27 protein-coding genes are annotated in these 24,065 nt (G+C 68.3%); 12 read left to right on the forward strand and 15 right to left on the reverse strand.

What is annotated here, in order from left to right:
- Window positions 1-17 precede the first annotated feature (17 nt).
- Entirely contained in the window at window positions 18-608 is a 591-nt protein-coding gene (locus WFQ67_RS01365; RefSeq protein WP_263154524.1) for a DedA family protein, read from the forward strand.
- A 15-nt stretch (window positions 609-623) separates the two neighbouring features.
- On the opposite strand, the gene WFQ67_RS01370 is transcribed toward WFQ67_RS01365, so the two are convergent.
- Window positions 624-1,859 (reverse strand): sterol desaturase family protein, encoded by a 1,236-nt coding sequence (locus tag WFQ67_RS01370; protein ID WP_337056004.1) that lies wholly within the window; start codon window positions 1,857-1,859, stop codon window positions 624-626.
- Window positions 1,860-1,977: 118 nt separating this feature from the next.
- Here WFQ67_RS01370 and WFQ67_RS01375 point away from each other — a divergent pair, with 118 nt between their 5' ends.
- The 3 genes from WFQ67_RS01375 (at window position 1,978) to WFQ67_RS01385 (ending at window position 4,096) form a co-directional block, all read left to right on the forward strand.
- Window positions 1,978-2,811, forward strand: a complete 834-nt coding sequence (locus tag WFQ67_RS01375) for a dienelactone hydrolase family protein (protein WP_213627699.1) — start codon at window positions 1,978-1,980, stop codon at window positions 2,809-2,811.
- A gap of 13 nt (window positions 2,812-2,824) precedes the next feature.
- A complete protein-coding gene (gene elbB / locus WFQ67_RS01380; protein ID WP_213627697.1) occupies window positions 2,825-3,490 on the forward strand; it encodes an isoprenoid biosynthesis glyoxalase ElbB in 666 nt (221 codons plus the stop codon).
- 135 nt (window positions 3,491-3,625) lie between these two features.
- Window positions 3,626-4,096, forward strand: coding sequence for a thioesterase family protein (locus WFQ67_RS01385; RefSeq protein ID WP_263152054.1), 471 nt, complete (start codon window positions 3,626-3,628; stop codon window positions 4,094-4,096).
- A 6-nt stretch (window positions 4,097-4,102) separates the two neighbouring features.
- Here the strand turns inward: WFQ67_RS01385 and WFQ67_RS01390 are convergent, their stop codons facing one another.
- On the reverse strand, window positions 4,103-4,555 hold the full coding sequence (locus WFQ67_RS01390) for a YaiI/YqxD family protein (RefSeq protein WP_111261145.1): 453 nt from the start codon (window positions 4,553-4,555) through the stop codon (window positions 4,103-4,105).
- A 272-nt stretch (window positions 4,556-4,827) separates the two neighbouring features.
- Here WFQ67_RS01390 and WFQ67_RS01395 point away from each other — a divergent pair, with 272 nt between their 5' ends.
- The 4 genes from WFQ67_RS01395 to WFQ67_RS01410 are packed head-to-tail and all read left to right on the forward strand — an operon-like array spanning window position 4,828 to window position 7,944.
- On the forward strand, window positions 4,828-6,222 hold the full coding sequence (locus tag WFQ67_RS01395) for a COG3014 family protein (RefSeq protein WP_337056005.1): 1,395 nt from the start codon (window positions 4,828-4,830) through the stop codon (window positions 6,220-6,222).
- Window positions 6,223-6,231: 9 nt separating this feature from the next.
- Window positions 6,232-6,591, forward strand: a complete 360-nt coding sequence (locus WFQ67_RS01400) for a YcfL family protein (RefSeq protein ID WP_337056006.1) — start codon at window positions 6,232-6,234, stop codon at window positions 6,589-6,591.
- A 20-nt stretch (window positions 6,592-6,611) separates the two neighbouring features.
- Entirely contained in the window at window positions 6,612-7,205 is a 594-nt protein-coding gene (gene lpoB / locus WFQ67_RS01405; RefSeq protein WP_111261148.1) for a penicillin-binding protein activator LpoB, read from the forward strand.
- A gap of 1 nt (window position 7,206) precedes the next feature.
- Complete coding sequence (locus tag WFQ67_RS01410) at window positions 7,207-7,944, forward strand: penicillin-binding protein activator LpoB (RefSeq protein WP_337056007.1); 738 nt, start codon at window positions 7,207-7,209, stop codon at window positions 7,942-7,944.
- Window positions 7,945-7,988: 44 nt separating this feature from the next.
- On the opposite strand, the gene WFQ67_RS01415 is transcribed toward WFQ67_RS01410, so the two are convergent.
- The 4 genes from WFQ67_RS01415 to WFQ67_RS01430 all read right to left on the reverse strand — a co-directional run bounded on the left by WFQ67_RS01415 (window position 7,989) and on the right by WFQ67_RS01430 (window position 11,580).
- Window positions 7,989-8,327 (reverse strand): enhanced serine sensitivity protein SseB C-terminal domain-containing protein, encoded by a 339-nt coding sequence (locus WFQ67_RS01415; protein WP_111261150.1) that lies wholly within the window; start codon window positions 8,325-8,327, stop codon window positions 7,989-7,991.
- Between the two features lie 87 nt (window positions 8,328-8,414).
- Window positions 8,415-9,047 carry a homoserine/homoserine lactone efflux protein gene (gene rhtB, locus WFQ67_RS01420; protein WP_173176701.1) on the reverse strand — a complete coding sequence of 211 codons (633 nt, stop codon included), beginning with the start codon at window positions 9,045-9,047 and terminating at the stop codon, window positions 8,415-8,417.
- Between the two features lie 80 nt (window positions 9,048-9,127).
- On the reverse strand, window positions 9,128-9,667 hold the full coding sequence (locus tag WFQ67_RS01425; RefSeq protein ID WP_111261152.1) for a mechanosensitive ion channel family protein: 540 nt from the start codon (window positions 9,665-9,667) through the stop codon (window positions 9,128-9,130).
- Window positions 9,667-11,580 (reverse strand): ATP-binding cassette domain-containing protein, encoded by a 1,914-nt coding sequence (locus tag WFQ67_RS01430; RefSeq protein ID WP_337056137.1) that lies wholly within the window; start codon window positions 11,578-11,580, stop codon window positions 9,667-9,669. Before WFQ67_RS01430 ends, WFQ67_RS01425 begins: the two co-directional genes overlap by 1 nt.
- A gap of 50 nt (window positions 11,581-11,630) precedes the next feature.
- Here WFQ67_RS01430 and WFQ67_RS01435 point away from each other — a divergent pair, with 50 nt between their 5' ends.
- Window positions 11,631-12,092, forward strand: a complete 462-nt coding sequence (locus WFQ67_RS01435) for a TIGR02444 family protein (RefSeq protein WP_337056008.1) — start codon at window positions 11,631-11,633, stop codon at window positions 12,090-12,092.
- Here the strand turns inward: WFQ67_RS01435 and WFQ67_RS01440 are convergent.
- A complete protein-coding gene (locus tag WFQ67_RS01440) occupies window positions 12,089-13,162 on the reverse strand; it encodes an AlgP family protein (RefSeq protein ID WP_337056009.1) in 1,074 nt (357 codons plus the stop codon). The genes WFQ67_RS01435 and WFQ67_RS01440 overlap by 4 nt on opposite strands.
- A 126-nt stretch (window positions 13,163-13,288) precedes the next feature.
- On the opposite strand from WFQ67_RS01440, the gene WFQ67_RS01445 reads away from it, so the two are divergent.
- Entirely contained in the window at window positions 13,289-13,930 is a 642-nt protein-coding gene (locus tag WFQ67_RS01445) for an FKBP-type peptidyl-prolyl cis-trans isomerase (protein ID WP_337056010.1), read from the forward strand.
- 1 nt (window position 13,931) lies between these two features.
- Here the strand turns inward: WFQ67_RS01445 and rsd are convergent, their stop codons facing one another.
- Complete coding sequence (gene rsd, locus WFQ67_RS01450; RefSeq protein WP_213627679.1) at window positions 13,932-14,396, reverse strand: sigma D regulator; 465 nt, start codon at window positions 14,394-14,396, stop codon at window positions 13,932-13,934.
- Between the two features lie 285 nt (window positions 14,397-14,681).
- Window positions 14,682-15,173: a disulfide bond formation protein B gene (locus tag WFQ67_RS01455; protein ID WP_213627677.1), complete on the reverse strand. Its 492-nt coding sequence runs from the start codon at window positions 15,171-15,173 to the stop codon at window positions 14,682-14,684.
- 105 nt (window positions 15,174-15,278) lie between these two features.
- On the opposite strand from WFQ67_RS01455, the gene WFQ67_RS01460 reads away from it, so the two are divergent.
- Window positions 15,279-16,355: a PQQ-dependent sugar dehydrogenase gene (locus WFQ67_RS01460; RefSeq protein ID WP_337056011.1), complete on the forward strand. Its 1,077-nt coding sequence runs from the start codon at window positions 15,279-15,281 to the stop codon at window positions 16,353-16,355.
- Between the two features lie 27 nt (window positions 16,356-16,382).
- Here WFQ67_RS01460 and WFQ67_RS01465 read toward each other — a convergent pair whose 3' ends face one another.
- The 6 genes from WFQ67_RS01465 to WFQ67_RS01490 form a co-directional block, all read right to left on the reverse strand.
- A complete protein-coding gene (locus tag WFQ67_RS01465; protein ID WP_213627673.1) occupies window positions 16,383-17,615 on the reverse strand; it encodes a heme biosynthesis HemY N-terminal domain-containing protein in 1,233 nt (410 codons plus the stop codon).
- Window positions 17,612-18,772: a uroporphyrinogen-III C-methyltransferase gene (locus tag WFQ67_RS01470; protein ID WP_337056012.1), complete on the reverse strand. Its 1,161-nt coding sequence runs from the start codon at window positions 18,770-18,772 to the stop codon at window positions 17,612-17,614. The genes WFQ67_RS01465 and WFQ67_RS01470 overlap by 4 nt, the downstream gene beginning before the upstream one ends.
- A 16-nt stretch (window positions 18,773-18,788) precedes the next feature.
- The gene (locus tag WFQ67_RS01475; protein WP_337056013.1) at window positions 18,789-19,559 is read right to left on the reverse strand and encodes a uroporphyrinogen-III synthase; all 771 of its coding nucleotides are present in this window, start codon (window positions 19,557-19,559) and stop codon (window positions 18,789-18,791) included.
- On the reverse strand, window positions 19,556-20,494 hold the full coding sequence (hemC, locus tag WFQ67_RS01480; RefSeq protein ID WP_337056014.1) for a hydroxymethylbilane synthase: 939 nt from the start codon (window positions 20,492-20,494) through the stop codon (window positions 19,556-19,558). Before hemC ends, WFQ67_RS01475 begins: the two co-directional genes overlap by 4 nt.
- Window positions 20,495-20,591: 97 nt before the next feature.
- Window positions 20,592-21,338 carry a LytR/AlgR family response regulator transcription factor gene (locus WFQ67_RS01485; protein ID WP_173176722.1) on the reverse strand — a complete coding sequence of 249 codons (747 nt, stop codon included), beginning with the start codon at window positions 21,336-21,338 and terminating at the stop codon, window positions 20,592-20,594.
- On the reverse strand, window positions 21,335-22,417 hold the full coding sequence (locus WFQ67_RS01490) for a sensor histidine kinase (protein ID WP_337056015.1): 1,083 nt from the start codon (window positions 22,415-22,417) through the stop codon (window positions 21,335-21,337). The genes WFQ67_RS01485 and WFQ67_RS01490 overlap by 4 nt, the downstream gene beginning before the upstream one ends.
- 226 nt (window positions 22,418-22,643) lie before the next feature.
- Here WFQ67_RS01490 and argH point away from each other — a divergent pair, with 226 nt between their 5' ends.
- Entirely contained in the window at window positions 22,644-24,038 is a 1,395-nt protein-coding gene (gene argH / locus WFQ67_RS01495; protein ID WP_213627664.1) for an argininosuccinate lyase, read from the forward strand.
- Window positions 24,039-24,065: the final 27 nt, after the last annotated feature.

The raw sequence follows: 24,065 nt of genomic DNA on the forward strand, positions 1-24,065 counted from the left end.
TTTGCCGCGCTGCCTAACTGATGCTGCAACAATTTCTCCAGGATTTCGGCTACTTCGCCCTCTTCCTCGGCACCTTCTTCGAGGGCGAGACCATCCTGGTCCTGGCCGGCTTTCTCGCGTTCCGCGGCTACATGGATATCAACCTGGTGGTGATGACGGCGTTCTTCGGCAGCTATGCCGGCGACCAGCTGTGGTACTACCTCGGCCGCCACAAGGGCCGGCAGATCCTCGCCCGGCGCCCGCGCTGGCAGGCGATGGGCGACAAGGCCCTGGAGCACATCCGTCGCCACCCGGACATCTGGGTGCTGAGCTTCCGCTTCGTCTACGGCCTGCGCACCGTGATGCCGGTGGCCATCGGCCTGTCCGGCTACCCGCCGCTGCGCTACCTGATCCTCAACGGCATCGGCGCCATCGTCTGGGCCCTGGCCCTGGGCTTCGCCGCCTTCCACTTCGGCGCCGTGCTCGAAGGCATGCTGGGCAACCTCAAGCGCTACGAGCTGATGGTGCTCGGCGTGCTGGTGGTGATCGGCGGCTTGCTCTGGCTGCGCCGCCGGCTGCGCAACAGCCGCGAAGCCAAGGCGAACGCCGGCGAGCCTCCGCAGCCGTAGCCCGCCCCTCCCGCCTCAGACCGCCAGCGCCGCCTCGCGCCGCCCCAGCGCGAACAGCGCCAGCACGCTGGCCAGGCCGTGCACCCCCAGCACCAGCCAGGCCGACGGGCTGGTCGGCAGCATGCCAAGCCCCCCCGCCAGCCACAGCACCGGCACGTTAGCCGCCAGCCGCGCCAACTCCAGGCGCAGTGCCCAGGGCCGGTTTTCCAGCCACGCGCCGATGACGAACAGGCCGAACGCCACCCAGCCCCAGCCCAGCAGCACGGCGCCCAGCGGCAAGCCGTCGCCCGCCCCCAGCAGGTAGCTGCCACCCACCACGTAACCGACGAACTGCAGCGCCGCATACAGGGTGCGCCCGCCCGACAGCGGCACCTCGAACTTGCTGAAACGGCTCAGGTCCGGCTTGGCCTGCGGGTACTTGAGCGCCACATCCGCAGGTCGCCAGCCGGTGCGCATGAACCAGATGCGCAAGCGATCCCACCAGGACCCGGCGCGCACCGCATCCCGCCAGAGCACCGAGTAGAACTGCAGGTTGGCCCAGATCGGGTTCCAGCTGGCCAGCGGCGTGGTCACGCCGAACACCACCGGTTCCTCGTCCAGCTCCTCCTGGAAGGTGCCGAACAGGCGATCCCAGAGGATGAAGACGCCACCGTAGTTGCGGTCCATGTAGACCGCGTTCTGCGCATGGTGGACGCGGTGGTTCGAGGGGCTGATGAAGAACCACTCGAACCAGCCGAGCTTCGGCACATGGCGCGTGTGCACCCAGAACTGGTAGAGCAGGTTGAGCGCGGCCACCGTCAGGAACACCAGCGGCGGCACGCCGGCCACCGCCATCGGCAGGTAGAAGATCCAGCCGAAGAGGAAGCCGGTACTGGTCTGGCGCAGCGCCGTCGAGAGGTTGTACTCCTCGCTCTGGTGGTGCACTGAATGCGCGGCCCAGAGCACGTTGCGCTCGTGGCCCAGGCGGTGGTTCCAGTAGTAGCAGAAGTCGTAGAAGACGAAGGCGAACAGCCAGACCCACGGGCTGTCCGCGCGCAACTCGAACAGTGCCAGGTGCTGCCAGGCATAGGTGTAGGTGAGCACCCCCACCGCCTTGGTCAGCAGCCCGCTGGTGGTGGACAGCACCCCGGCGCTGAGGCTGTTGATGGCATCGGCGGTGCGGTAGGTGCGCACCCCGCGCCAGCGATCGGCGAGCAGCTCGATGCCGATCAGCAGGAAGAAGAAGGGGACCGCGTAGAGGACGTAATTCATGATGTCAGCCGTATCGTTATGCCGATCAAGGGACTAGGATTGCCAGGCTCGATGCTACGCCCGCGCCTCTCCGGGGCCCCTGGCGCCGCATGCCAGCCCAACCGGCATATGACGACACATGCGCATAACCACACGACGCACCTTTTCCATCCTGCTGATCCTGATCGCCACGGCCGCCCTCCTGGGACTCTATCCCTATCGCGCCGCGCTGCTGCCGGCCGCCGACGACCTGGCGTCCGCGCGCGAGCGCCTGGCGCCCCACCTCAGCCTGTTCACCCCGGCAGGCGAAGGCCCCTTTCCCACCGTGCTGGTGTTCCACGGCTGCAGCGGGCAAAGCCCGGGCTTCGTCGAGAACGTGAAGAAATGGCTGCTGCCCCAGGGCTACGCATTGCTCTTCGTCGACAGCCTGGGCGCACGTGGCATCCATGACTGGCATCCGGTTTGCGACGGCAAGCTGCTGTGGGGCAACGAGCGTGCGCTGGACGTCTACGCCGCCCTCGACCTCGCCCGCTCGATGCCCCGCCTGGATCACCGGCGCATGGCCCTGCTCGGCTACTCCCACGGCGGCTGGAGCATCCTCGATGCACTCGCCTACGACGGCGGCGCCGGCCATGGCTTCCCCCGCATCGGCCAGCAGGCGCTGGACGGTGTGCGCGGCGTCATCGCCTTCTACCCTTACTGTGGATTCCCCGCGCACCTGCGCCAGGGCAAGGGGCGCGACCTGCCGGTGCTGATGTTTCTCGGTGGCAAGGACAGAATCACTGACCACCTTCAGTGTCTATCAGCTATAGACGGGCTCGAACTCGAACAACTGCAACTGGTGCAATACGGCGGGGCCGACCACGTGTTCGACCAGCGCAGCGACCTGAATACCTACCAACCCAGGCTGGCCGAGGATGCCCACCAGCATGCCCAGGCGTTCCTCCAGGAGAACCTGAAGGCGGCCCAGTGAAGCGGAGAACGCTATGAACAAGAAAGTTGCTGTGATTCTTTCCGGCTGCGGCGTGTACGACGGCGCGGAGATCCACGAGAGCGTGATCACCCTGCTGCGCCTGGACCAACGCGGCGCACTGGCGCAGTGCTTCGCACCCAACATCGCCCAGCACCACGTGATCAACCACCTCACCGGCGAGGAGATGCCCGAGAGCCGCAACGTGCTCACCGAGTCCGCACGCATCGCCCGTGGCGCGGTGAAGGACGTCCGTGAACTCAAGGCCGAGGACTACGACGCCCTGATCATCCCCGGCGGCTTCGGCGCGGCGAAGAACCTCTCCGACTTCGCCCTCAGCGGCGCCGACTGCAGCGTGCAGCCCGACGTCCTGGCCGCCGCCCAGGGCTTCGCCGACGCCGGCAAGCCGGTGGGGCTGATCTGCATCGCCCCGGCCATGGCCGCGAAGATCTATGGCGCAGGCGTCACCTGCACCATCGGCACCGACGCCGACACCGCCGGTGCGCTGGAGAAGATGGGCGCCGAGCACGTCGAGTGCGTGGTCAGCGAGATAGTCGAGGACAAGGCACGCAAACTGGTCACCACCCCCGCCTACATGCTCGCCCAGTCCATCAGCGAAGCCGCCTCGGGCATCTACAAGCTGGTCGACCGCGTGCTCGAACTGACCCACGCCGACCACTGACGGCCAGGCGGGCGGCCCTGGCCGCCCGCCACTGCAAGCCGCTCCCGCCAATCCGCGTGCCATTTGGGCCGCGCCCCTGTTCAAGCGCCCCGCGCTGCGTCAGCGTCGCACTCTCGACCCCGACGCAGGTGCAGCATGAGCGACAACGACTTCGTCCTGACCCCGGAACTGCAACAGGCGGTCCGGCGCTTCTTCGAACGCATCCCCTTCAACCAGGTACTCGGCATCCAGCTCGGCGAGCTGTCGCAGGAGCAGGTGACCATGCACCTGCCGATGAAGGACGAACTGATCGGCAACTTCGTCCATGGCATCCTCCATGGCGGGGTGATCTCCTCGCTGCTGGACGTCACCGGCGGCGCCATGGCGCTGATCGGCGCCTTCGAACGCCACCAGGGCCTGTCCACCGCCGAACGCATGGAGCGGCTGTCCAAGCTCGGCACCATCGACCTGCGTATCGACTACCTGCGCCCGGGGCGCGGCCGCGCCTTCACCGCCACGGCGGTGCTGTTGCGCTCGGGCAACAAGGTCGCGGTGGTGCGCTCGGAACTGCACGCCGACGACGGCACCCTGGTGGCCGTCGGCACCGGCACCTACCTCTGCGGCTGAGGGCGTTCAGCCCCGGGCGAGGCGGGTCAGCAGCCGGTCCAGCGAGTTGGAGAACGCCTGGCGGTCCTTGTCGCTGTAAGCGGCCTGGCCACCCCCCATCTGCCCCTGGTCGCGCAGGTCGGTGAACAGGTTGCGCACCGCCAGCCGCTCACCCATGTTGCGCTCGTCGAATTCGCGGCCACGCGGATCCAGCGCGGCGACGCCCTTCTTCACCAGCCGGTCGGCCAGCGGCACGTCGCTGCAGATCACCAGGTCGCCTGGCTCGGCCTGCTCCACCAGGTGATCGTCCGCCGCATCCGGCCCGCTCGGCACCACCACCAGGCGCACGCAGGCGAAGGCCGGCTTCACCTGGCTCTGCCCGGCCACCAGCACCACCTCGAACTTGCGCTTGAGGGCGAACTTGATGACCTGGTCCTTGGCGGCACGGGGGCAGGCGTCGGCGTCGATCCACACACGCATGGGCTTGGGCTCCGGAAAGGTTGCGGGCGCGCAGTATGCCAGCGCCCCCCTGCGGATGCTCGCTGCGCCACCATGCCGCAGCGCCTGCGAGATCAAAATGATCTCACTGTGCCAGCAATTTTCACCGATATCCCCCTATAATCGCCCGCCCTTCCCGCACCGCCGGTGCCCCGGAAGGCCCCTGCGGGGATTGGCAGGAAGCCGCCACATGCCATTGCACGCCTGGGTCAGCTGGAAACGGCTGGCAGTATCAAGGACTCGACGAGGAACCCATGGCATCCCGCGCCCTCACCGCCCTGGCGGCCTGCTTCGCCCTGCAGCTTGCCGGCTGCTCGGTCCTGCGCAGCTACGAAAGCGAACTCACCGCCACCAGCCAGCACCTCGCCCGTGGCGAAGTGGACGCCGCCCTCGGCACGCTGGAAGCCAACAACAGCGGCGAGGACAAGGACCTCCTCTACTACTTCGAAAAGGGCGAGCTGCTGCGTGCACGTGGCGACCTCACCGGCAGCCAGGCCGCCTGGCGCCAGGCCGACCGCATCGTCTTCCAGTGGGAAGAGGCGATGAAGGCCGACCCTTCGCGCTACCTGGGGCAGGCCGGCGCCTTCCTCGCCAACGACCGGGTGCGTCGCTACGAGGGCTACGACTACGAGAAGGTCATGCTCACCACGCAGATGGCCCTCAACGACCTGGCCGTCAGCGACTTCGACGCCGCCCGTACCGAGATCCGCAAGACCCACGAACGCGAAGCACTGATCGCCGAGCTGCGCGACCGGCAGTACCTCGACAGCGAGGAAGAGGCCGAGCGCCAGGGCATCAGCACCCGCTTCGAAGACCTGCGCGGCTACCCGGTGGCCTCGCTCGATGCCCCCGACGTGGTCAACCTGAAGAACAGCTACCAGAGCGCCTTCAGCCACTACCTCGCCGGGTTCGTATACGAGGCCCTGGGCGAAAAGGGCCTGGCCGCCCCCGGCTATCGCCAGGCCGCCGAACTGCGCCCCGGCACGCCGCTGCTGGAACAGGCCCTCCTGGACCTGGACGCAACGCCTGCGGCGGACGCCGGCAGCGACGTGCTGCTGGTGCTGCAGAGCGGCCTGGCGCCGGCCCGCGACTCGTTGCGCATCCCGCTGCCGGTGCCCCTGGAGTCCGGGATGATCATCAGCACCGTGTCCTTCCCGCTGCTGCGCGACGACACCAGCACCCCGGCGCCGGCCTTCGTCGAGGTGGATGGCACACCCACCGCCCTCACCGAACTCAGCAGCGTGCGCGCCATGTCGCACCGCGCCCTGCGCGACGACATGCCCGGCATCATCCTGCGCACCACCGTGCGCGCGGTGACCCGGGGCGCCCTGCAGAAGCAACTCAACGACAACGGCAACGCCCTCGCCAGCCTGGCCGTCGGCATCATGTCGGTGGCCAGCGAAGGGGCCGACGAGCGCACCTGGCGCACCCTGCCCGGCAGCATCGGCGTCGCACGGTTGCGCCTGGCCATGGGCGAGCACCGCCTGGCCCTGCCCACCGCCCATGGAGTGCGCGAATTCACCCTGAAGATCGATCGGCCCCACCAGGTGGTCCCGCTGCGCCTGGTGGCCGGCCAGGTCTACGCCCAGGGCGCCGTCACCCCGACCACACCCGGCGTCCGCGCCGTGGCCAGCAACCAGACACCCTGAGGAACACACATGCGCAATCTGCTCGTCGCCGGGCTCGCCCTGGCCCTGCTGGCCGGCTGCTCCGGCCGCGAAACCGCCTCCAGCAAGGTGGCGCCCATGGGCGATGTCGAAGACATCGAAGTGGACACCATGCGGGTGGCCCGCGAGAACGGCTTCCTCACCGTCAAGGTGAAGCTGACCAATACCTCCAGCCACAACCGCACCCTCTACTACCGCTTCGCCTGGCTCGACAGCGACGGCTTCCCCGTCGCCGGCGAGGAGAGCTGGAAGGCCTTGCCGATCTACGGCACCCAGACCACCGTCCTGCCGGCCATTGCCCCCGTACCCAAGGCGACCGACTTCCGCCTTGAAATGAACACCCCCGACTGATCACGAGAGAGCGAATCCCCATGCGCCTTGTCCGCACCACCTGCATCGCCGCCTTCGCCCTGGCCGCCGCCGGCTGCGCCAACAACCCCTCGCCGGTACTCGGCGGCGGCAACATCAGCTATGGCGACAGCAAGGCCGTCGAGCTGATCACCAACGAGTTCGGTTCCACCGACCTGCAGATGATCGCCGAGTCCATGACCCGCTCGCTGGCCCAGTCCGGCGTGCTCCAGGGCCGCCCGGTGATCCAGGTCTACGACGTGAAGAACAAGACCAGCGAGTACATCGACACCCGCGAGATCACCACCTCGATCAAGACCCAGCTGCTGAAGTCCGGCACCGCACGCTTCGCCAGCGACAACACCGACATGCAGAGCCAGGTCGACCAGCTGAAGCTGCAGAACCAGAGCGGCCTGTACAAGAACTCCACCATCGCCAAGACCGGCAACATGGTCGCCGCCAAGTACCGCCTGGAGGGCTCCATCAGCTCCATCGTCAAGCGCAGCAGCGACTACAAGGACGTCTTCTACAAGTTCAGCCTGCAGCTCGTCGACGTCGAGAGCGGCCTGGCCGAATGGATGGACGAGAAGGAAATCCGCAAGACCACGGAGCGTTGATATGCGCGCATTGATCGGCCTGTTCGTCGCCAGCCTGGCACTGGCCAGCCACGCGGCACCCAAGGTGGCGGTGACCGACCTCGCCTTCGAGGAACGCGTCCGCGAGTACATCCACACGGTGAACGCCCAGAGTGCCTCGCAGGTGAGCGGCTTCTCCGGCAGCGCCTCCAGCAGCTACTCGGAAGAGGAAGGCACCTACAGCTACATCGAGCGCGGCGAGCTGCGCAAATTCACCGGCGACATCAAGGGCGAGATCCTCAAGTCCGGCACCTTCCAGCTGGTCCAGGGGCGCCCCTACGGCAGCGACAACGAAGGCCTGCACGACGTGATCGGGCGTATCGCCCAGGGCCAGTTCCAGGGCGCGGACTACGTGCTGTTCGGCTCGCTCTCGGACGCCGACTTCCGCCAGGACGTCAACGCCATCGACAACACCGACACCTACTCCACGGTGCTGGGCCTGACCCTGGTGGCCGACTTCAGCCTCATCGACACCCGCACCCACGAAGTGAAGGCCGCCTTCACCGCGATGGGTGAAGCCCAGGACGTGAAGCTGGTGAAGGGCGGCGACAGGCGCGTCTCCCCCAACCGGGGGCGCGTGGTGCGCGAGGTGTCGAAGGCCCTGGGCGAAGATGTCGCCCGGCAGCTGCGGGAGCAGCTCGGCGTGGGCCCGGCGGCAGTGACCGACAGCGGGCGCTACGGGGCGCTGCCACCGGACGAACCAGCGAAGATCCTGCATTGAGGCAAGCGGCCTGCGGGCCGCTTTTCTTTTGCCGCTGCCAAGGCTCAGCGCCGGTAGAACGCCTCGCAGCATTCGCGCAGGGCCTGGGACAGGTTGTCGTCCTCCAGCTCGATGAGGTCGAGTTCGAGGTCGTCGGGCAGCAACTCGGCCACCAGCGCGGCGAGGCGGCGGCGCCCGGCCAGGTCGGTGCCGGAAACGCCCAGCAGCAGGCGCGGCTGCGGGCCGAGCGCGGGGTCGCGCAGGGCGGCGAGGAAGGCTTCGTGGATGTCGAGCTCGCCACAGGCGGCGCTCAGGGCCTGCTCCAGCGGAGGGTGTCGCAGGGGGGCGATGGCGAGGTCCGGCGAGTCGCCATAGACCCCGTCCCGGCTGTTGGATGGCGGCATGCCGATGCTCCTTTGGGAAGACCGGCAGCCTAGTGCCCGTGCGCCACCTTGTCGCGGCGCCGGGTCACGTTCAGGCCATCGACTGGATCACGCCGGGACGCGACGCACGGTGGCCAGCAGCGCGGCGGCGCCGACGAAGAGCACGGCGAAGCCGCGGTTCATGGACCGCTGCTGGCGCGGCGAGCGCAGCACGCGCAGGACCTTGGCGGCCAGCCCGGTGTAGCCGGCCATGACGATCAGGTCGACGGTGATCATGGTCGCGCCCATCACCAGGTACTGCTGCACCAGCGGCGCATGGGGGTCGATGAACTGCGGCAGCACGGCGAGCATGAAGACGATCGCCTTGGGGTTGCTGACGTTCACCAGGAAGCCGCGCAGCACCATGGTCAGCGGCCGGCCAAGGGGCCGCTCGGCGGAGTCGGCGGACAGGTCGCTGGGCAGCGCGCGCCATTGGCGGACGGCCAGGTAGACGAGGTACACGACGCCGAACCACTTGATCGCGCTGAAGGCCATGGCCGAGGTGGCGAGGATGGCGCCGACACCGGCGGCGACGATGGCGATCTGCAGGGCCAGGCCCAGCTGCAGGCCGATGGCGTTCCAGTAGCCGCGCAGGAACCCGTATTGCAGCCCGGAGGACATGGAGGCGATGGCGCCCGCGCCGGGCGAGAGGCTGATCACCCAGCAGGCGACCAGGAAAGCGAGCCAGGTGTGCATGGCCATGGCGTGAACCTCGGAAAACGGAAGGGGGGGCCGAGCAGACTACCCGCTGCGCTTGGCGCTGCCCAGCCCCGGCCGGCGGCTCAGCGCCAGCGACGCACCGCCTTCTGGAAGAACAGGCTGTTGGGCACCTGCACCAGGGCGCCGTCGGCGCTTTCACCGAGGTCCTGCAGGGTGGTGTAGAAGAGGTTGATGGCCACCACGCGGCCCTTCACGCCGGGCTTGTCGGCGCTCTCCACGACCTCCACCACATCGCCCAGGCGGAACGGGCCGAGGGAGAAGATCAGCACCGCGCAGAACATGTTCGAGAGCACGCTCCAGATGGCGAAGAAGGCCACCGCGGCGACGGCGGTGAAGCCGGTCAGCGCCGTCCACAGCACCTCGGCGGAAACCCCGAGACGCTCCAGCACCAGCATGAAGGCGCTGCCCAGGATCAGCCAGCGCAGCAGGCCGCGCAGGGGCAGCAGGAGCTCCTGGGGCAGCTGTGGATAACGCGCGCCGAGGCGGGTGATGCCACGGGTGACGATGCGCTGCACGAGCCAGGCGAGAATCAGGATGAGCAGCACCTGCGCCGCTCGGATCAGGGGTTCGCTCCAGGCCGTCAACAGCACCAGGTCTTCCATCAGTCACTCGCCTCCAGTTGGCTCTGCAGGTTTTCCAGGAGCTCCAGCGCCTCCAGCCACTTCTCCTCCAGCTCGCCTTCGCGGGCCTTGAGCCTGGCCTGTTCGGCGAGCAGGTCGCGCAGTTCGTCCTTGCGCGAGGCCTCGTAGAGGCCGGAGTCGCCCAGGCGGGACTCAACGGCGGCGAGCTTCTCGTGCAGGGTGCCGAGCTCCTTCTCCAGCTTCTCGGCCTCGCGCTTGTGCGGGGCCAGTTGCTGGCGCAGCGCGGCGGCGGCCTGGCGCTGGGCGCGCTTGTCGGTGCCCGTGCCGGCACCGGCGGCGGGGGTGCTGGCAGGGGCCTGGCGGGCGCGGTAGTCGACCAGCCAGCGGGCGTAGTCGTCGAGGTCGCCCTCGAAGGGCTGGATGCGGCCGTCGGCCACCAGGAGGAACTCGTCGGTGGTGCTCTTGAGCAGGTGGCGATCGTGGGAGACCACCAGCACCGCGCCGGCGAACTCCTGAAGGGCCATGGTCAGCGCGAGGCGCATCTCCAGGTCCAGGTGGTTGGTCGGTTCGTCGAGCAGCAGCAGGTTGGGTTTCTGCCAGGCGATCAGCGCCAGGGCCAGGCGCGCCTTCTCGCCACCGGAGAAATTCAGCACCGGCTCGTCGCAGCGATCGCCACGGAAGTCGAAGCCGCCGAGGAAGTCGCGCAGGGTCTGTTCGCGCTCGGTCGGTGCCAGGCGCTGCAGGTGCAGCAGCGGGCTGGCCTTGGGATCGAGGGAGTCCAGCTGGTGCTGGGCGAAGTAGCCGATGGCGAGGTTCTCGCCCCGTGCCAGGCGCCCGGCGACAGGCGCCAGCTCACCGGAAAGGGTCTTGATCAGGGTGGACTTGCCCGCGCCGTTGGGGCCGAGCAGGCCGATGCGCGCACCGGGGACGAGCTGCAGCTTGACCTGCTGCAGCACCACCTTGTCGCCGTAGCCGAGCTGGCCTTCGGCGACGTCCAGCAGCGGGCTGGAGATCTTGTCGGCCTCGCGGAAGACGAAGTCGAAGGGCGAGTCGACGTGCGCAGGCGCCAGTTCCTCCAGGCGCTCAAGGGCCTTGATCCGGCTCTGCGCCTGGCGGGCCTTGGTGGCCTGGGCCTTGAAGCGGGCGATGTACTTCTCCATGTGCGCACGCTGGGCCTGCTGCTTCTCGTAGGCCTGCTGCTGCTGCGCCAGGCGCTCGGCGCGGGTGCGCTCGAAGGCCGAGTAGCCGCCGCGGTAGAGGGTCAGCTTCTGCTGTTCCAGGTGGGCGACGTTGTCCACCACCGCATCGAGGAAGTCACGGTCGTGGGAGATCAGCAGCAGGGTGCCGGGGTAGCCCTTGAGCCACTCCTCCAGCCAGAGGATGGCGTCGAGGTCCAGGTGGTTGGTGGGCTCGTCGAGCAACAGCAGTTCGGACGGGCACATCAGCGCCTGGGCCAGGTTCAGGCGCATGCGCCAACCACCGGAGAAGTCGCCGACGCGGCGGTCCATCTGCTCGCTGGTGAAGCCCAGGCCGGCCAGCAGCTTGCGCGCGCGGGCATCGGCGGTGTAGCCGTCGGCACTGTCCAGCTCGATGTGCAGGCGGGCGATGGCAGTGCCGTCATGGCCCGCCTCGGCGGCGGCCAGCTCGGCCTGCACGCGGCGCAGGTGCACGTCGCCGTCGAGGACATAGTCCACCGCCAGGCGGTCGAGGGTGTCCACCTCCTGGCGCATGTGTGCGATGCGCCAGTCGGCCGGCACGAAGCAGTCGCCCGCGTCGGGGCCGAGCTCGCCGCGCAGCAGGGCGAAGAGGCTGGATTTGCCGGCACCGTTGGCGCCGATGAGGCCGACCTTCTGGCCGGTGTGCAGGGTCAGTTCGGCGCCTTCGAGCAGGCGCTGAGGACCACGCTGTAGTGTGAGGTTCTGGAGTCGGATCATAATGGCGGCGGAGTTTATCAGCTTCATTCCCCCACCGCCCGGTATGCGCCATGCCCCCCGATCTATGGAGTTTCGCCCTTGATCTCTACGCCCGTCCGGGCGTCGAAGATGCCTGCCTGCGCCTGCAGGAACAGGGTGCCGATGTCTGCCTGCTGCTGGCCGGCGCCTGGCTCGCGCGCCGGGGCGTCAGGCACGACGATGCCCGCGAGGAACAGCTGCGCCTGATCGCCGAACCCTGGCAACGGGAGGTCGTGGAGCCCTTGCGTGCGCTGAGGCGTGGATGGCGCGAAGCGGCGGCCATGGACGAGGAACTGCGCACGTTGCGCGAGGCGGTGAAACGGCTGGAGCTGGATGCCGAGCGGCGTCTGCTGGCCCGCCTGGAGCAGGCTGCCGCGCCCTGGCCGGAGGCCGCTGGGCATGACATGGGATGGCTGGAGGGACTGGCCGGAAAGGCGGGGGAGAGTGACCGCGACGCGCTGCAATCGCTGCGCGTCGCGGCCCTCGAGGCTTAAGCCGAAGGCGTGGTCGGCGCTGCGCCGTTGGCAGCCGACGGAGCCGGCGTGGCAGCAGCGGTAGGAGCCGGTGCGGCAGGCTTGGCGACCGGTGCGCTCACCGGGGCGGCGGGCTTGGCCGGGGCCTTCGCGGCAGGCTTGGCAGCGGGTTTGGCAGCGGCCTTGGGTGCCGGCTTCGCAGCCGGCTTGGCCGGAGCCTTGGCGGCGGACTTGGCAGCTGCCGGCTTGGCGGCGACAGGCTTGGCTGCAGGTTTCGCCGCGGCAGCGGGCTTGGTAGCAGCGGGTTTCGCTGCGGCTTTCGCCGGCGCCTTGGCAGCGGGCTTGGCGGCCGGTTTAGCAGCCGGCTTGGCAGCGGGTTTCGCGGTAGCGGCAGGCTTGCTGGCGACGGCCTTGGCCGGCGCTTTCGCGGCAGGCTTGGCCGCCGGTTTGGCAGCGGCTTTCACCGGAGCCTTGGCGGCGGCGGGCTTGGCAGCAGCCACTTTGGCCGGGGCTTTCGCAGCAGGTTTGGCGGCAGGCTTGGCAGCAGCGGGTTTGCTTGCGGCAGCCTTGGCCGGTGCTTTCGCGGCAGGTTTGGCAGCGGGTTTGGCGGCAGGTTTGGCAGCGGGTTTGGCGGCGGCTTTCGGCGCGGCCTTGGCGGCCGGTTTGGCGGCAGCGGGCTTGGCCTTGGCTTCACGAGCGACCAGCGCCTTGGCAGCGGCCTCTTTCACCTTGCCGACGCCCTGGGCGATCTTCAGGCTTTCCTGGGAGTCGCGCTTGAGGTCGGCGATGTAGGAGCGGGTCTCGGCCTGGCGGGCCTTAAGTGCGTCGAGCAGGCTTTCCAGCTCCGCGACGGCTTCCTTGGATTTGGCTTGCGCCTTCGCTTTGCCGGCCTTGGCAGCATCCTGCAGCTTGGTCCGCGCACCGTGGAGTTTTTCCTGGGCCTTGCCGCGTTGCTTCTCCAGTTTGGTGAGCAGTTTTTCGGCATCGACCAACGCTTGGCTACAGGCGTTTTCGAGGTGTTCGATCAGGCTGTGGGAAAGTTGCTGCAGCAGGTGCAGCGGGGTGCTTACGGGCTTCTTCTTGGCCGACATGGTGCGCCTCCGGGCGGACGTGGTTGCGCCCATACTAGACGCCTGTTTGAGCCATCGCTAGTTCCCCGTTATTCCAAACTGCATGGCTGGCATAATCGCCCGCATTCCGCTCCTGGAGAACGCCCGATGCGCATCCTCGCCTCCCTGCTTTTCTGCCTCTTCGCTCTGCCCCTTCAAGCCGCCGACGAGCAGAAGGATCTCGCCTACAGCATGGGCGTGAAACTGGGGGAGCGGCTGCGCCAGGAAGCACCGGATCTGCAGTTGGACTCACTGCTGCGCGGGCTCGCCCAGGCCTATCGCGGCGAGAAGCCGGAACTCGATGCGCAGCGCATGGAACAGCTGCTCGACGCCCACGAGACGGCCCTCGAACGCAACGGCCAGGACATGCAGAAAGCCATCGCCGCGGAGAGGCGCTTCATCGCGCTGGAACGCGGCAGGTACGGAGTGCGCGAGTTGAAGGATGGCGTGCTGGTGACCGAGCTGCGGGCCGGCAGCGGCGCGAAGCCGGGCGCGCATTCGCAGGTGCGGGTGAACTATCGCGGGCAGTTGGCCGACGGCAGCGTGTTCGACGAGAGCGACGGGCCGCAATGGTTCCGCCTCGACAGCGTGATCGCCGGCTGGCGGGATGCGTTGCAGGAGATGCCGGTAGGGGCGAAGTGGCGCCTGGTGATTCCTTCGGCCCAGGCCTATGGCGCGGAAGGCGCGGGGGACCTGATTCCGCCCCACGCGCCCCTGGTGTTCGACCTCGAGCTGCTCGAGGTCCGCTGAATCACGCGAGCTGCGCGCCCTGGTTCTGGTGGGCGTTGTGCAGCACCTCGATGAGGCAGTCCTCCAGTTCGAAGCGCTCGTGCAGCAATGGACCGAGGCGCTTGAGCTCGGTGGCCAGGCAGACTTCGCGGCTGGCACTGCCGTCGCAGCAGTCGTTGAAGCTCAACGCGACCTCGGTGATGGCTTCGATACGGGGGTAGATCTGCTTGGCGAGATCCAGGCCGCGCTGGTCGCCAAAGGCCTTGGCCTCGTTGAGCAGTTGTTCGTAGACCTCGAAGTGCCCCGCCGACACGTAGTCGACCAGTACTTCGCAGAACCCCTGCAGGTCTTCCACCGCAGGTGCCTCGGGTCTGTCGCTGACGCTGGTGAAGACCCTGACCAGTTCCTGGCGCTCCAGCAACCAGCGGTCGATCAACTGGTGTACCCCACCCCAACGTTCCTGAGCGTTCTGGCAACTTTCGAGCATGATGTCCTCGCTTCCCTTTCGGTAATGCTTTGTTCGTCTGCTCCGAGACGGTTTTTTGTCGATCGGCGCAAAAACGGGGAAGACGGCGCGGAAGTGGCAACTTTCCGGCGTCGCGTGCGGGCCAGATTATGCCCGTGCCTGCCTGCCAGCAAGGCACCTCGTCGAGAAAATTTCATACGAGCGTTTAATCGTCGCGCCAGAGCCGGCGCGGCTTGTGCATCAGGGGCGGGAGGGTGCGACGAGAACGCGCACCCGGCTGCAAGCCAGGCGCGGCGGGTGGTGCGATCAGGCGCGACGCAGCATCTGGTAGAGCGAGAAGAGGATGCAGCCGGCGAACGCCAGCAGGCTCCACTCGGGAATACTCATGCCGAACAGGGTCCAGGTGACTTCGGCGCAGTCGGCCGTGCCGTGCAGCATCAGCTTGATGATTTCCTGGAAGGGCAGCGCATCCATCATGTATTCCAGGCTCGGCAGGCAGGCCGGAAGCTGGTCCGCGGGCACGCCCTGTAGCCAGACCTGGCGGCCGGCGGTCGCGGCGCCACCGGCGGCGAACAGCAATGCCAGCCCGGCGTAGACGCGACGGCCTCGGGCCTGGGGCGCGTGCAGTGCGGCGATCAGGCAGACCACGCCGAAGAGAATGATGAAGATGCGCTGCACGATGCACAGGGGGCAGGGCTCCAGGCCCATCGCGTGTTCCAGGTAGAGCGCACCGCCCATGACGGCGACACAGGCGAGGAAGGCGGCGAAGAACAGGGAACGGGGGCTGGCCAGGGTCATGGCGGCTCCGAGGAGTGATGAGAGGCCGATACGGTAGAGGAAGCCCATTGGCCTTTCAAGGCGACCGTCTAGTCTGCAGCGGGTGCCCATCCAGAGAAGAACGCCATGCGTCGGTTACTCGCCCTGCTGCTTTTCATGCCCCTGCTGGCCCAGGCGCAACTGCCCCTGGACAGGATCCGCCTGCCGCCGGGGTTTCGCATCGAAGTCCTCAGCGACCGGTTGCCCAGCGCCCGGGAGATGGCCTGGGGCGCCAAGGGCACGCTGTTCGTGGGCAGCAATGCCGCCGGCAAGGTCTATGCGCTGGACACCACCAGCGGCCGCGTACGCACGCTCGCCAGCGGGCTGCAGATGCCGGTCGGCGTAGCCTTCCACGAAGGTGACCTGTATGTCTCGGCGATCAGCCGCATCCTGCGCCTGCGCGACATCGAGACGCATCTGGATGCGCCACCGCAACCCGAGCAGGTCGGCCCGGCCTTCCCCGCCGAGACCCATCACGGCTGGAAGTTCATCGCCTTCGGCCCCGACGGCAAGCTCTACGTGCCGGTGGGTGCGCCCTGCAACGTCTGCGAACGCGACCCCGATCGCTACGCCGCACTGCACCGCATGAACCCCGACGGCAGCGGCCTGGAACGGGTGGCCCGGGGCATCCGCAACACCGTGGGGTTCGACTGGCATCCGAAGACCGGCGAGCTGTGGTTCAGCGACAACGGCCGCGACCTGCTCGGCGATGACATGCCGGACTGCGAACTCAACCGCATCACCGCACCCAACCAGCACTTCGGCTTTCCCTACTGCCACGCCGGCAGTGTCGCCGACCCCGAGTTCGGCACACGCCCCTGCGAGGATTTCGTCGCCCCGGTCGCCAGGCTCGGCCCGCACGTGGCGCCGCTCGGGCTGCGCTTCTACACCGGCGGCCAGTTCCCGGCGGAGTACCGCGACAACCTGTTCATCGCCGAGCACGGCTCGTGGAACCGCAGCGAGAAGATCGGCTACCGCATCAAGCGCGTGGAACTGAACGACGATGGCAGCCTCAAGCGCCAGAGCGTGTTCGCCGAAGGCTGGCTGGAGGATGGCGAGGTCTGGGGGCGCCCGGCGGACGTGCTGGTGGCGCCGGATGGCTCGCTGCTGGTCAGTGACGACCAGGCCGGAGCCATCTACCGCATCAGCTACGAGGGTTCGTGAGAGACGCGCCGCCAGGGCGGCGCGACATCAGGCGACGCGTTCGCCGGGTAGGGGCAGGGCGGGCAGGTGCTGCACCAGGCCTTCCTGGAACAGCTGGTTGCTGCGTTCCAGCTCGCCCATCTGCGCCAGCAGGCGCGCCTGCTCGGCGCAGAGTTCCGGCTCGCGGGAGAAGCTCAGGCCGGTATCGAAATACTCCCGCGCCTTGCCCCACAGGCTGTTCTGCAGGCACAGCCGGCCCAGGGTGAGGAACAGCGCCGGGTCGGTCGGGTGGTCCTTGAGGAAGGCTTCGGCGGTCTGCAGCTGGCGCGCCGGATCGGCGCCACGCAGGCGTCCGTAGAAGCGCACCAGGGCGTCGTCATAGCCACGCTTGAGGGCGATGCGCACCGCCTCCTCGGCCTCGGGCTCGGCCCCCAGGTGACGCAGCTGGTCCGCGAACGCCAGCACCAGGCGTGGCTCGGCGCGCTGCGCGGCGGAAAGATGCTGCCAGGCCTGGATCAGCGGGTTGAGCGCGGTCTCGCCCTCGTTGAGGCCGGCCTGCCCGGCGTGCACCAGGCGGTCGCTCCACACGCTCAGCTCCAGCTGGTTGAGTTCGGATTCCGGTAGCGCCTTGTTCTTGCGCAGGTCGGGCAGCAGGCCGACCAGGGCCGCCGAGTCACCGCGCTGGCGATGCAGCTGGAGCAACTGGCGCAGCACCTGGTGATGGCGCGGATGGCGCTCCTGCATGACCTTGAGGGTCTCCAGCGCGGCATCGGTCTCGCCACGCTCCTGTTGCAGTTCGGCATGGGCCAGGGCGATGGCCAGTTCGGCCTGCGGCTGGCGTTCCAGGGCGCGCTCGAGGAGCTGGTCGCTCTCCTCGTACTGGCCGATGCGGTTGGCCGCACGGGCCGCACCGAGGTAGTACATCAACGGCTGCGGATCGGCCTCGGCGGCACGGCGCAGGTGGCGCAGGGCGCGGGCCCAACGGCCTTCGGCCAGGTCCAGCAGGCCTTGCTCGGAGGCCAGGCGCACCCGACGGCGGGCATTGCGCCGGGACCAGGGGTTGACCACGCCGCCGGAGACGAACACCAGGGTCAGCAGCGCGCGCACCAGCCAGAGCAGCAGCACCACCACGGCGACCAGGGCGAGGAAGGCCCAGAGGCTGGACTCGTAGCGGAAGCCCTTGTAGGCGAAGAGTACGTAGCCGGGATGCTGGACCACGGCCATGCCCACCAGGGTGCCCGCAGCGGCCAGGAGCAGCAGGACGAGGATGATCCGTCTCATTGGCCCTGGCCCTCCACCGGCGGCGCCGCTTCGGGGTCCTGCGACGGGTCGGCCTCGGGCGCCGCAGCGGCCTTCGGATCGGCCAGGCGCTGGCTGCGCTGCAGGTAGGCCTGGAGCGCTTCGAGGGAAGCACCGAGGTCGGGCGTCTTCACTTCGACCGGCTGGGTGGCGAGTTCGTCGATGCGCGCCAGCAATGCACGGCTCTCCGGGTTCTCGGCGTTGAACTGCGAATCCAGCACGTCACGCGCCTGCTTCAGCGACTGGCGATAGACCTGGGTCTTGCCGTGCAGTGCCGCCCACTGCGCCTGCTCCAGGGCGAGCGACAGCGCCAGGCGCACCTGGGACAGCCCTTGCCCGGCGAGCAGCGGCTTGATGTTCTGGTCGGCGTCGAACTGGATGCGGAAGTAGTGGGAGAGCTTTTCCAGCCACTCGGCCCACCAGCTGCCACCGTCGCCGTCGGCGGCCATGTTGCGCAGCACGCCGCCCTTGTCCTCGAAGGCCGGGGCCAGGGGGCTGAGCTGGGTGGCCTGCTCGCGCAGCGCGCCGAGTTGCAGGAACAGACCGGTGCGGTCCGGTTGCGCCGTGGTGCGCAGCGCCTCGAGGCTGCGCGAAAGCTGCTCGCGGGCGGCGAACGCGGCGGGGTCGTCCTGCTCGCGGAGGATGTCGTCGGCCGCTTCCACCAGGGCCTTGGCGCTGGTGATGTCCTGCAGCGCTGAGAGACGCAGGCTGGCCAGGCGCAACAGGTGCTCGGCCTCGGCCAGGCGCCAGTCCTTGCGGCTGGCACCGAGAACGGTCTCCAGGCGCTGGCTCAGGCGTTGCTGGTCGCCCTGCAGGTCGGCCAGCAGGCGGCGGCGCTCGTCCAGCTCTTCGGCGCTGGGCAGCTGGTCGAGGCGCTCGGTGAGCTTCTTCTCGCGCTGCTGCAGGGACTGGGCCTGGCCACGGGCGTCCTCGACCATGCTCAGCTGCTGCTGGTCGCGAGCCTCGAGGCTGCGTATCTGCCACAGGCTCCAACCGGCGACGGCGACGCCGGCGGCGCCCACCAGCAATGCCAGGATGGCCAGGCCACCGCCCCGGGAAGCCGGCTTGGCGGTGGCAGGAATGACGGGCTCGGAGGCCGGGGGTTGCTGCTCGGTTTTAGCCAGATCTGCTTCGCTCACGTATCCATCCTTTGCATCAGGGGGCCGGGGCCGGTTGATTCTCCAGCGCCGCCAGCAAGGCCGAGGCGCTGGCGCCCCGGCAGTCCACAACGACTTGCGCGCCCGCATCGCGCGCCAGTTCGGCCACGCGCGGGCTCGGTACGAACAAGGGTAGACGGGCCAGGGTGGGCCAATCATCCCCGGCCAGTGCGTTCAGGTGCTCGAAACCCTGCCCACTGCTGACCACCAGGCCGTTCAGGCGTTCCGCTCGAATCAGCCGCTGCAGGCTGCGCGGCGGGTAGTCGGGCAGGCGGCGGCGGTAGAGTTCCAGATAGTCCACCGTCACGCCTTGGCCGCGCAAACGCTCGGCGAGGAATTCTCGGCCACCCTCGCCACGCATGATCAGCACGCGCGCGTGCGGGGCGGCCAGCGCCTCGGTGAATGCCGGCAGCGCCAGCAGGGCTTCGCTGTCATCGCCGCTTTCCGGCCAGTGGGCATCGAGGCCGGCAGCCGTGAGCACCTCGCCGGTGGCGGCGCCGACGCTGAACCAGCGGACCTGGCCGGGAGGTTGCGGCCAGTGGCGCTCGAGGCGCTCGAGGCCGAGGCGGGCGGCGGGCTTGCTGACCACGATCACCGCGCGATAGCGGTCGAGGCCCAGGAGGGTGGCGCGGTGTTCGGGGGCGTCGTCCAGCGGCTGGATCTCCAGCAGTGGCAGGCTGGCGCTGTGCACGCCGTGCGAGGCGAGGATCTCGCCCAGCACGGCGCTGTCGTCGGCGGGGCGCGTCAGCAGCAGGCGCCAGCCGGTCACGAGTGGCCGGCCTCACCATAGACGGCCTGGAGGATGGCCTCTGCGCCCTGGCCCAGCAGGTCTTCGGCGACACGCACGCCAAGGCTCTCGGCGTCGCTGGCCAGCGCGCGGGATTCAGCGCGCAGCAGGGTGCCGCCGTCGGGCTGGCCGACCAGGCCGCGCAGCCACAGCTGGTCGTCCTCGAGGATCGCGTAGCAGGCGATGGGCACCTGGCAGCCGCCATTGAGGCGCTTGTTCAGGGCGCGCTCGGCGGTGACGCGCAGGGCGGTGTCGCGGTGGTGCAGGGGCGCCAGCAGGGCGTGGATCTCGGTGTCGGCGGTGCGGCATTCGATGCCCACCGCGCCCTGGCCGCCGGCGGGCAGGCTGTCGTCGACGCTGATGGAGGAACGGATTCGTTCCTGGAAGCCGAGGCGGATCAGGCCGGCGGCGGCGAGGATGATGGCGTCGTATTCGCCGGCGTCGAGCTTGGCCAGGCGGGTGTTCACGTTGCCACGCAGGAACTGGATCTTCAGGTCCGGGCGACGCGCCAGCAGTTGGGCCTGGCGGCGCAGGCTGGAGGTGCCGACCACGGCACCGGCGGGCAGCGCGTCGAGGCTTTCGAAGGTGTTGGAGACGAAGGCATCGCGCGGGTCTTCACGTTCGCAGATGCAGAACAGGCCGAGGCCGTCGGGGAAGTCCATGGGCACGTCCTTCATGGAGTGCACGGCGATATCGGCCTCGTTCTCCAGCAGGGCGGTTTCCAGCTCCTTCACGAACAGGCCCTTGCCACCGATCTTCGCCAGGGGCGCGTCGAGCAGCTTGTCGCCGCGGCTGACCATGGGAACCAGGCTGACCTTGAGCCCGGGATGGGCCTTCTCCAGGCTGGCTTTGACGAACTCGGCCTGCCACAGGGCCAGGGCACTCTTGCGGGTGGCGATGCGAATCTCGCGGGACATGGATGATGACTTCCGGAAGCAGGACTGCCCGGAATGATAACAGGCAAGACAGCCGCAGGCGCGCAGGTGGGAAACCCGGCGTCTGCGGCCATGCGTCCTAGAGGTTGTGCATCAGCTTTCGCACTCCGGCGACGTGGCGCCGGCTGACCGTCAGCGCATCACCGTTGAGGCCCTTGAGGAACAGCTGGAAGTGCCCGAGCGGGGTGCGTTGCAGGCGCTCGATGCGCTCGCGGGCGACCAGGGCGTTGCGGTGGATGCGCACGAAGCGATCGCCGAACTCGTCCTCCAGCGCCTTCAGCGGTTCGTCCAGCAGGACCTCGCCGTGCTCGTGACGCAGGGTCACGTACTTGTGGTCGGCGATGAAGTAGATGACCTGGTCCAGGGGGATCAGCTCGATGCCCTTGCGAGTCCTGGCGCTGATGTGCGAACGCGGGCCGGTGCCGCTTTCCGCGGCGGGGCGGGTGAGCGCCGCAAGCTGCACCCGGTTCGGGCGCTCGGCCTTCTTCAGGGCTTCGGCCAATGACTCCGGCCGCACCGGCTTGACCAGGTAGCCCACGGCGCTGACCTGGAAGGCATCCAGGGCGAACTCGTCATGGGCGGTGCAGAAGATCACCGCGGGCGGCGCTTCCTTCTCACAGAGCCGCGCGGCCACCTGCAGGCCATCGAGCCCTGGCATGCGGATGTCGAGCAGCACGACATCCGGTTTCAGGCTGTCGATCAGGGTCAGAGCCTCTTCGCCATTGGTGGCGGCGGGCTCCAGAACTCGGTATCCGTCGAGGTCGCCGACCAGGCGGCTGAGACGCTCTCGGGCAAGGGGTTCGTCATCGACGATCAGGACATTCATATTGCTCGGGCTTCCTGCGTGAGTCTCGCACAAGGATAGCGTAGACAGGTGAAGTGGCGACCGTCACGGCGCTCCACGCTGAGACTGGCTCTGGAGCCGAAAAGTGCCGTAAGTCGGGCATCAATATTCGTCAGTGCCTGGTGGGTTCCGCGTGAAGGCTGGGGTTCCGCACCCGTGTCGAACGGGTTGCTCACGCAGAGCAGGAACACACCATCCCTGTACTCGGCTTCCACCCGCACCAGTCCCCCTTCTATACGCGGTTGAATGCCATAGATGAGGGCATTCTCCAGCAGGGGTTGCAGGGTCAGTTGTGGAATCGGCAAATCATCGGGCACTTCGTCTACCTGCCAATCCAACTGTAGCCGTTCTCCGAGACGATATTGCTCGATCGACAAATATCGTTTCGCCAGTTCCAGCTCCTCGGCCCATCTGACCAGGGTGCCGGGCTTGGCCAGGCTGGCGCGGAACAGGTCGGAAAGATCGAGCACCGCCTGCTCGGCCTTGTACGGATCGATGGCCACCAGGCTGGCGATGCTGTTCAGGCTGTTGAACAGGAAGTGCGGGCGGATGCGCGCCTGCAGCGATTCGATGCGCGCGCGCAGCTCGGCCTGCTGCTGCCGGCGCCACTGGCTCTGCAGGTAGAAGTAGCGCAGCAGCAGCGCCGACATGATCAGGCTGATCAACCCGTGGCGCAGGTAGAGGTTGACCTCGCCGGCGCGCGGCAGCGGCCCGCCCAGGTCGTAGTAGTCGGCCACGGCGGTGCAGGTGAGGGTCAGGCCGACCACGATCAGGCAGCAGATGATCCCCGCCAGCGCCGCGCTGATGCGCGCCAGCAACGGACGCAGCCGACACAGCAGGGCGGCGGAAAGCAGCACGATCCACTGCACGAAGAGCGAGGTCAGCGCCAGGCGCACCCAGTCGAAGTTGGGCAGCATGGGCTCGGCCAGCACCAGCACCATCACCAGCAGCTCGGCGAGCAGCACGAGGCCGAGCAGCGCATCCGGCAGGCACAGCTCGGGCAGGAAGAAATCGTCGATGGACGCGGCGGGGCGCGCCTTGTTGCGGCTGTCGTCAGGCATCCGGGCAGTTTCCGTAAGCGCCCGCCGGGCAGCAAGCCAGAGCGCTCCGGCCGGGCGAAATAAAGCACCGAAATGCTGCTGGAGATGAAAAACTGTGAAGCAGGCTACAAACGCCGACCGGCAGGTCGCTCGGACGGGACGCGCCGGTTTCGCCAGCAACGCTGTTATTATCGCCGGTAATTTTTCGGCCATCGGCCTTCCTTCACCTCCAGCACCGAGCCCACTCATGAGCACCGACAAGACCAACCAGTCCTGGGGTGGCCGCTTCAGCGAGCCCGTCGACGCCTTCGTCGCCCGCTTCACCGCCTCCGTCGACTTCGACAAGCGCCTGTATCGCCACGACATCATGGGCTCCATCGCCCACGCCACCATGCTGGCCGAAGCCGGCGTGCTGACCGCGGACGAACGCGACGCCATCGAGAAGGGCCTGAAGGAAATCCAGGCCGAGATCGAGGCCGGCACCTTCGAGTGGCGCGTCGACCTGGAAGACGTGCACATGAACATCGAGGCGCGCCTGACCGACCGCATCGGCATCACCGGCAAGAAGCTGCACACCGGCCGCTCGCGCAACGACCAGGTGGCCACCGACATCCGCCTCTGGCTGCGCGACGAGATCGACATCATCCTCGGCGAGATCACCCGCCTGCAGCAGGGCCTGCTGGAGCAGGCCGAGCGTGAAGCGGACACCATCATGCCCGGCTTCACCCACCTGCAGACCGCGCAGCCGGTGACCTTCGGCCACCACCTGCTGGCCTGGTTCGAAATGCTCAGCCGTGACCACGAGCGCCTGGTCGACTGCCGCAAGCGCGTCAACCGCATGCCGCTGGGCAGCGCCGCCCTGGCCGGCACCACCTACCCGATCCAGCGCGAGGTCACCTGCCGCCTGCTGGGCTTCGACGCCGTCGGCGGCAACTCGCTGGACGGCGTGTCCGACCGCGACTTCGCCATCGAATTCTGCGCCGCCGCCTCCCTGGCGATGATGCACCTGTCGCGCTTCTCCGAGGAGCTCGTGCTCTGGACCAGCGCCCAGTTCCAGTTCATCGACCTGCCCGACCGCTTCTGCACCGGCTCCTCGATCATGCCGCAGAAGAAGAACCCCGACGTGCCCGAGCTGGTAAGGGGCAAATCCGGCCGGGTGTTCGGCGCCCTGACCGGCCTGCTGACCCTGATGAAGGGCCAGCCGCTGGCCTACAACAAGGACAACCAGGAGGACAAGGAGCCGCTGTTCGACGCCGCCGACACCCTGCGTGACTCCCTGCGCGCCTTCGCCGACATGATTCCGGCGATCAAGCCGCGCCACGCGGTGATGCGCGAGGCGGCCCGCCGCGGCTTCTCCACCGCCACCGACCTCGCCGACTACCTGGTGCGCAAGGGCCTGCCCTTCCGCGACTGCCACGAGATCGTCGGCCACGCGGTGAAGTACGGCGTCGACTCCGGCAAGGACCTGGCCGAGATGAGCCTCGACGAACTGCGCCGGTTCAGCGACCAGATCGACGACGACGTCTTCGCCGTGCTGACCCTGGAAGGCTCGGTCAATGCCCGCGACCACATCGGCGGCACGGCACCGAACCAGGTTCGCGCCGCCGTCGCCCGTGGCAAGGCGCTGCTCGCCGCACGCTGATCACCAGGTCGCCCCGCGACCGGCAGG

The organism is Pseudomonas sp. USHLN015 (assembly GCF_037153275.1).
Taxonomy (GTDB): domain Bacteria; phylum Pseudomonadota; class Gammaproteobacteria; order Pseudomonadales; family Pseudomonadaceae; genus Metapseudomonas; species Metapseudomonas tohonis.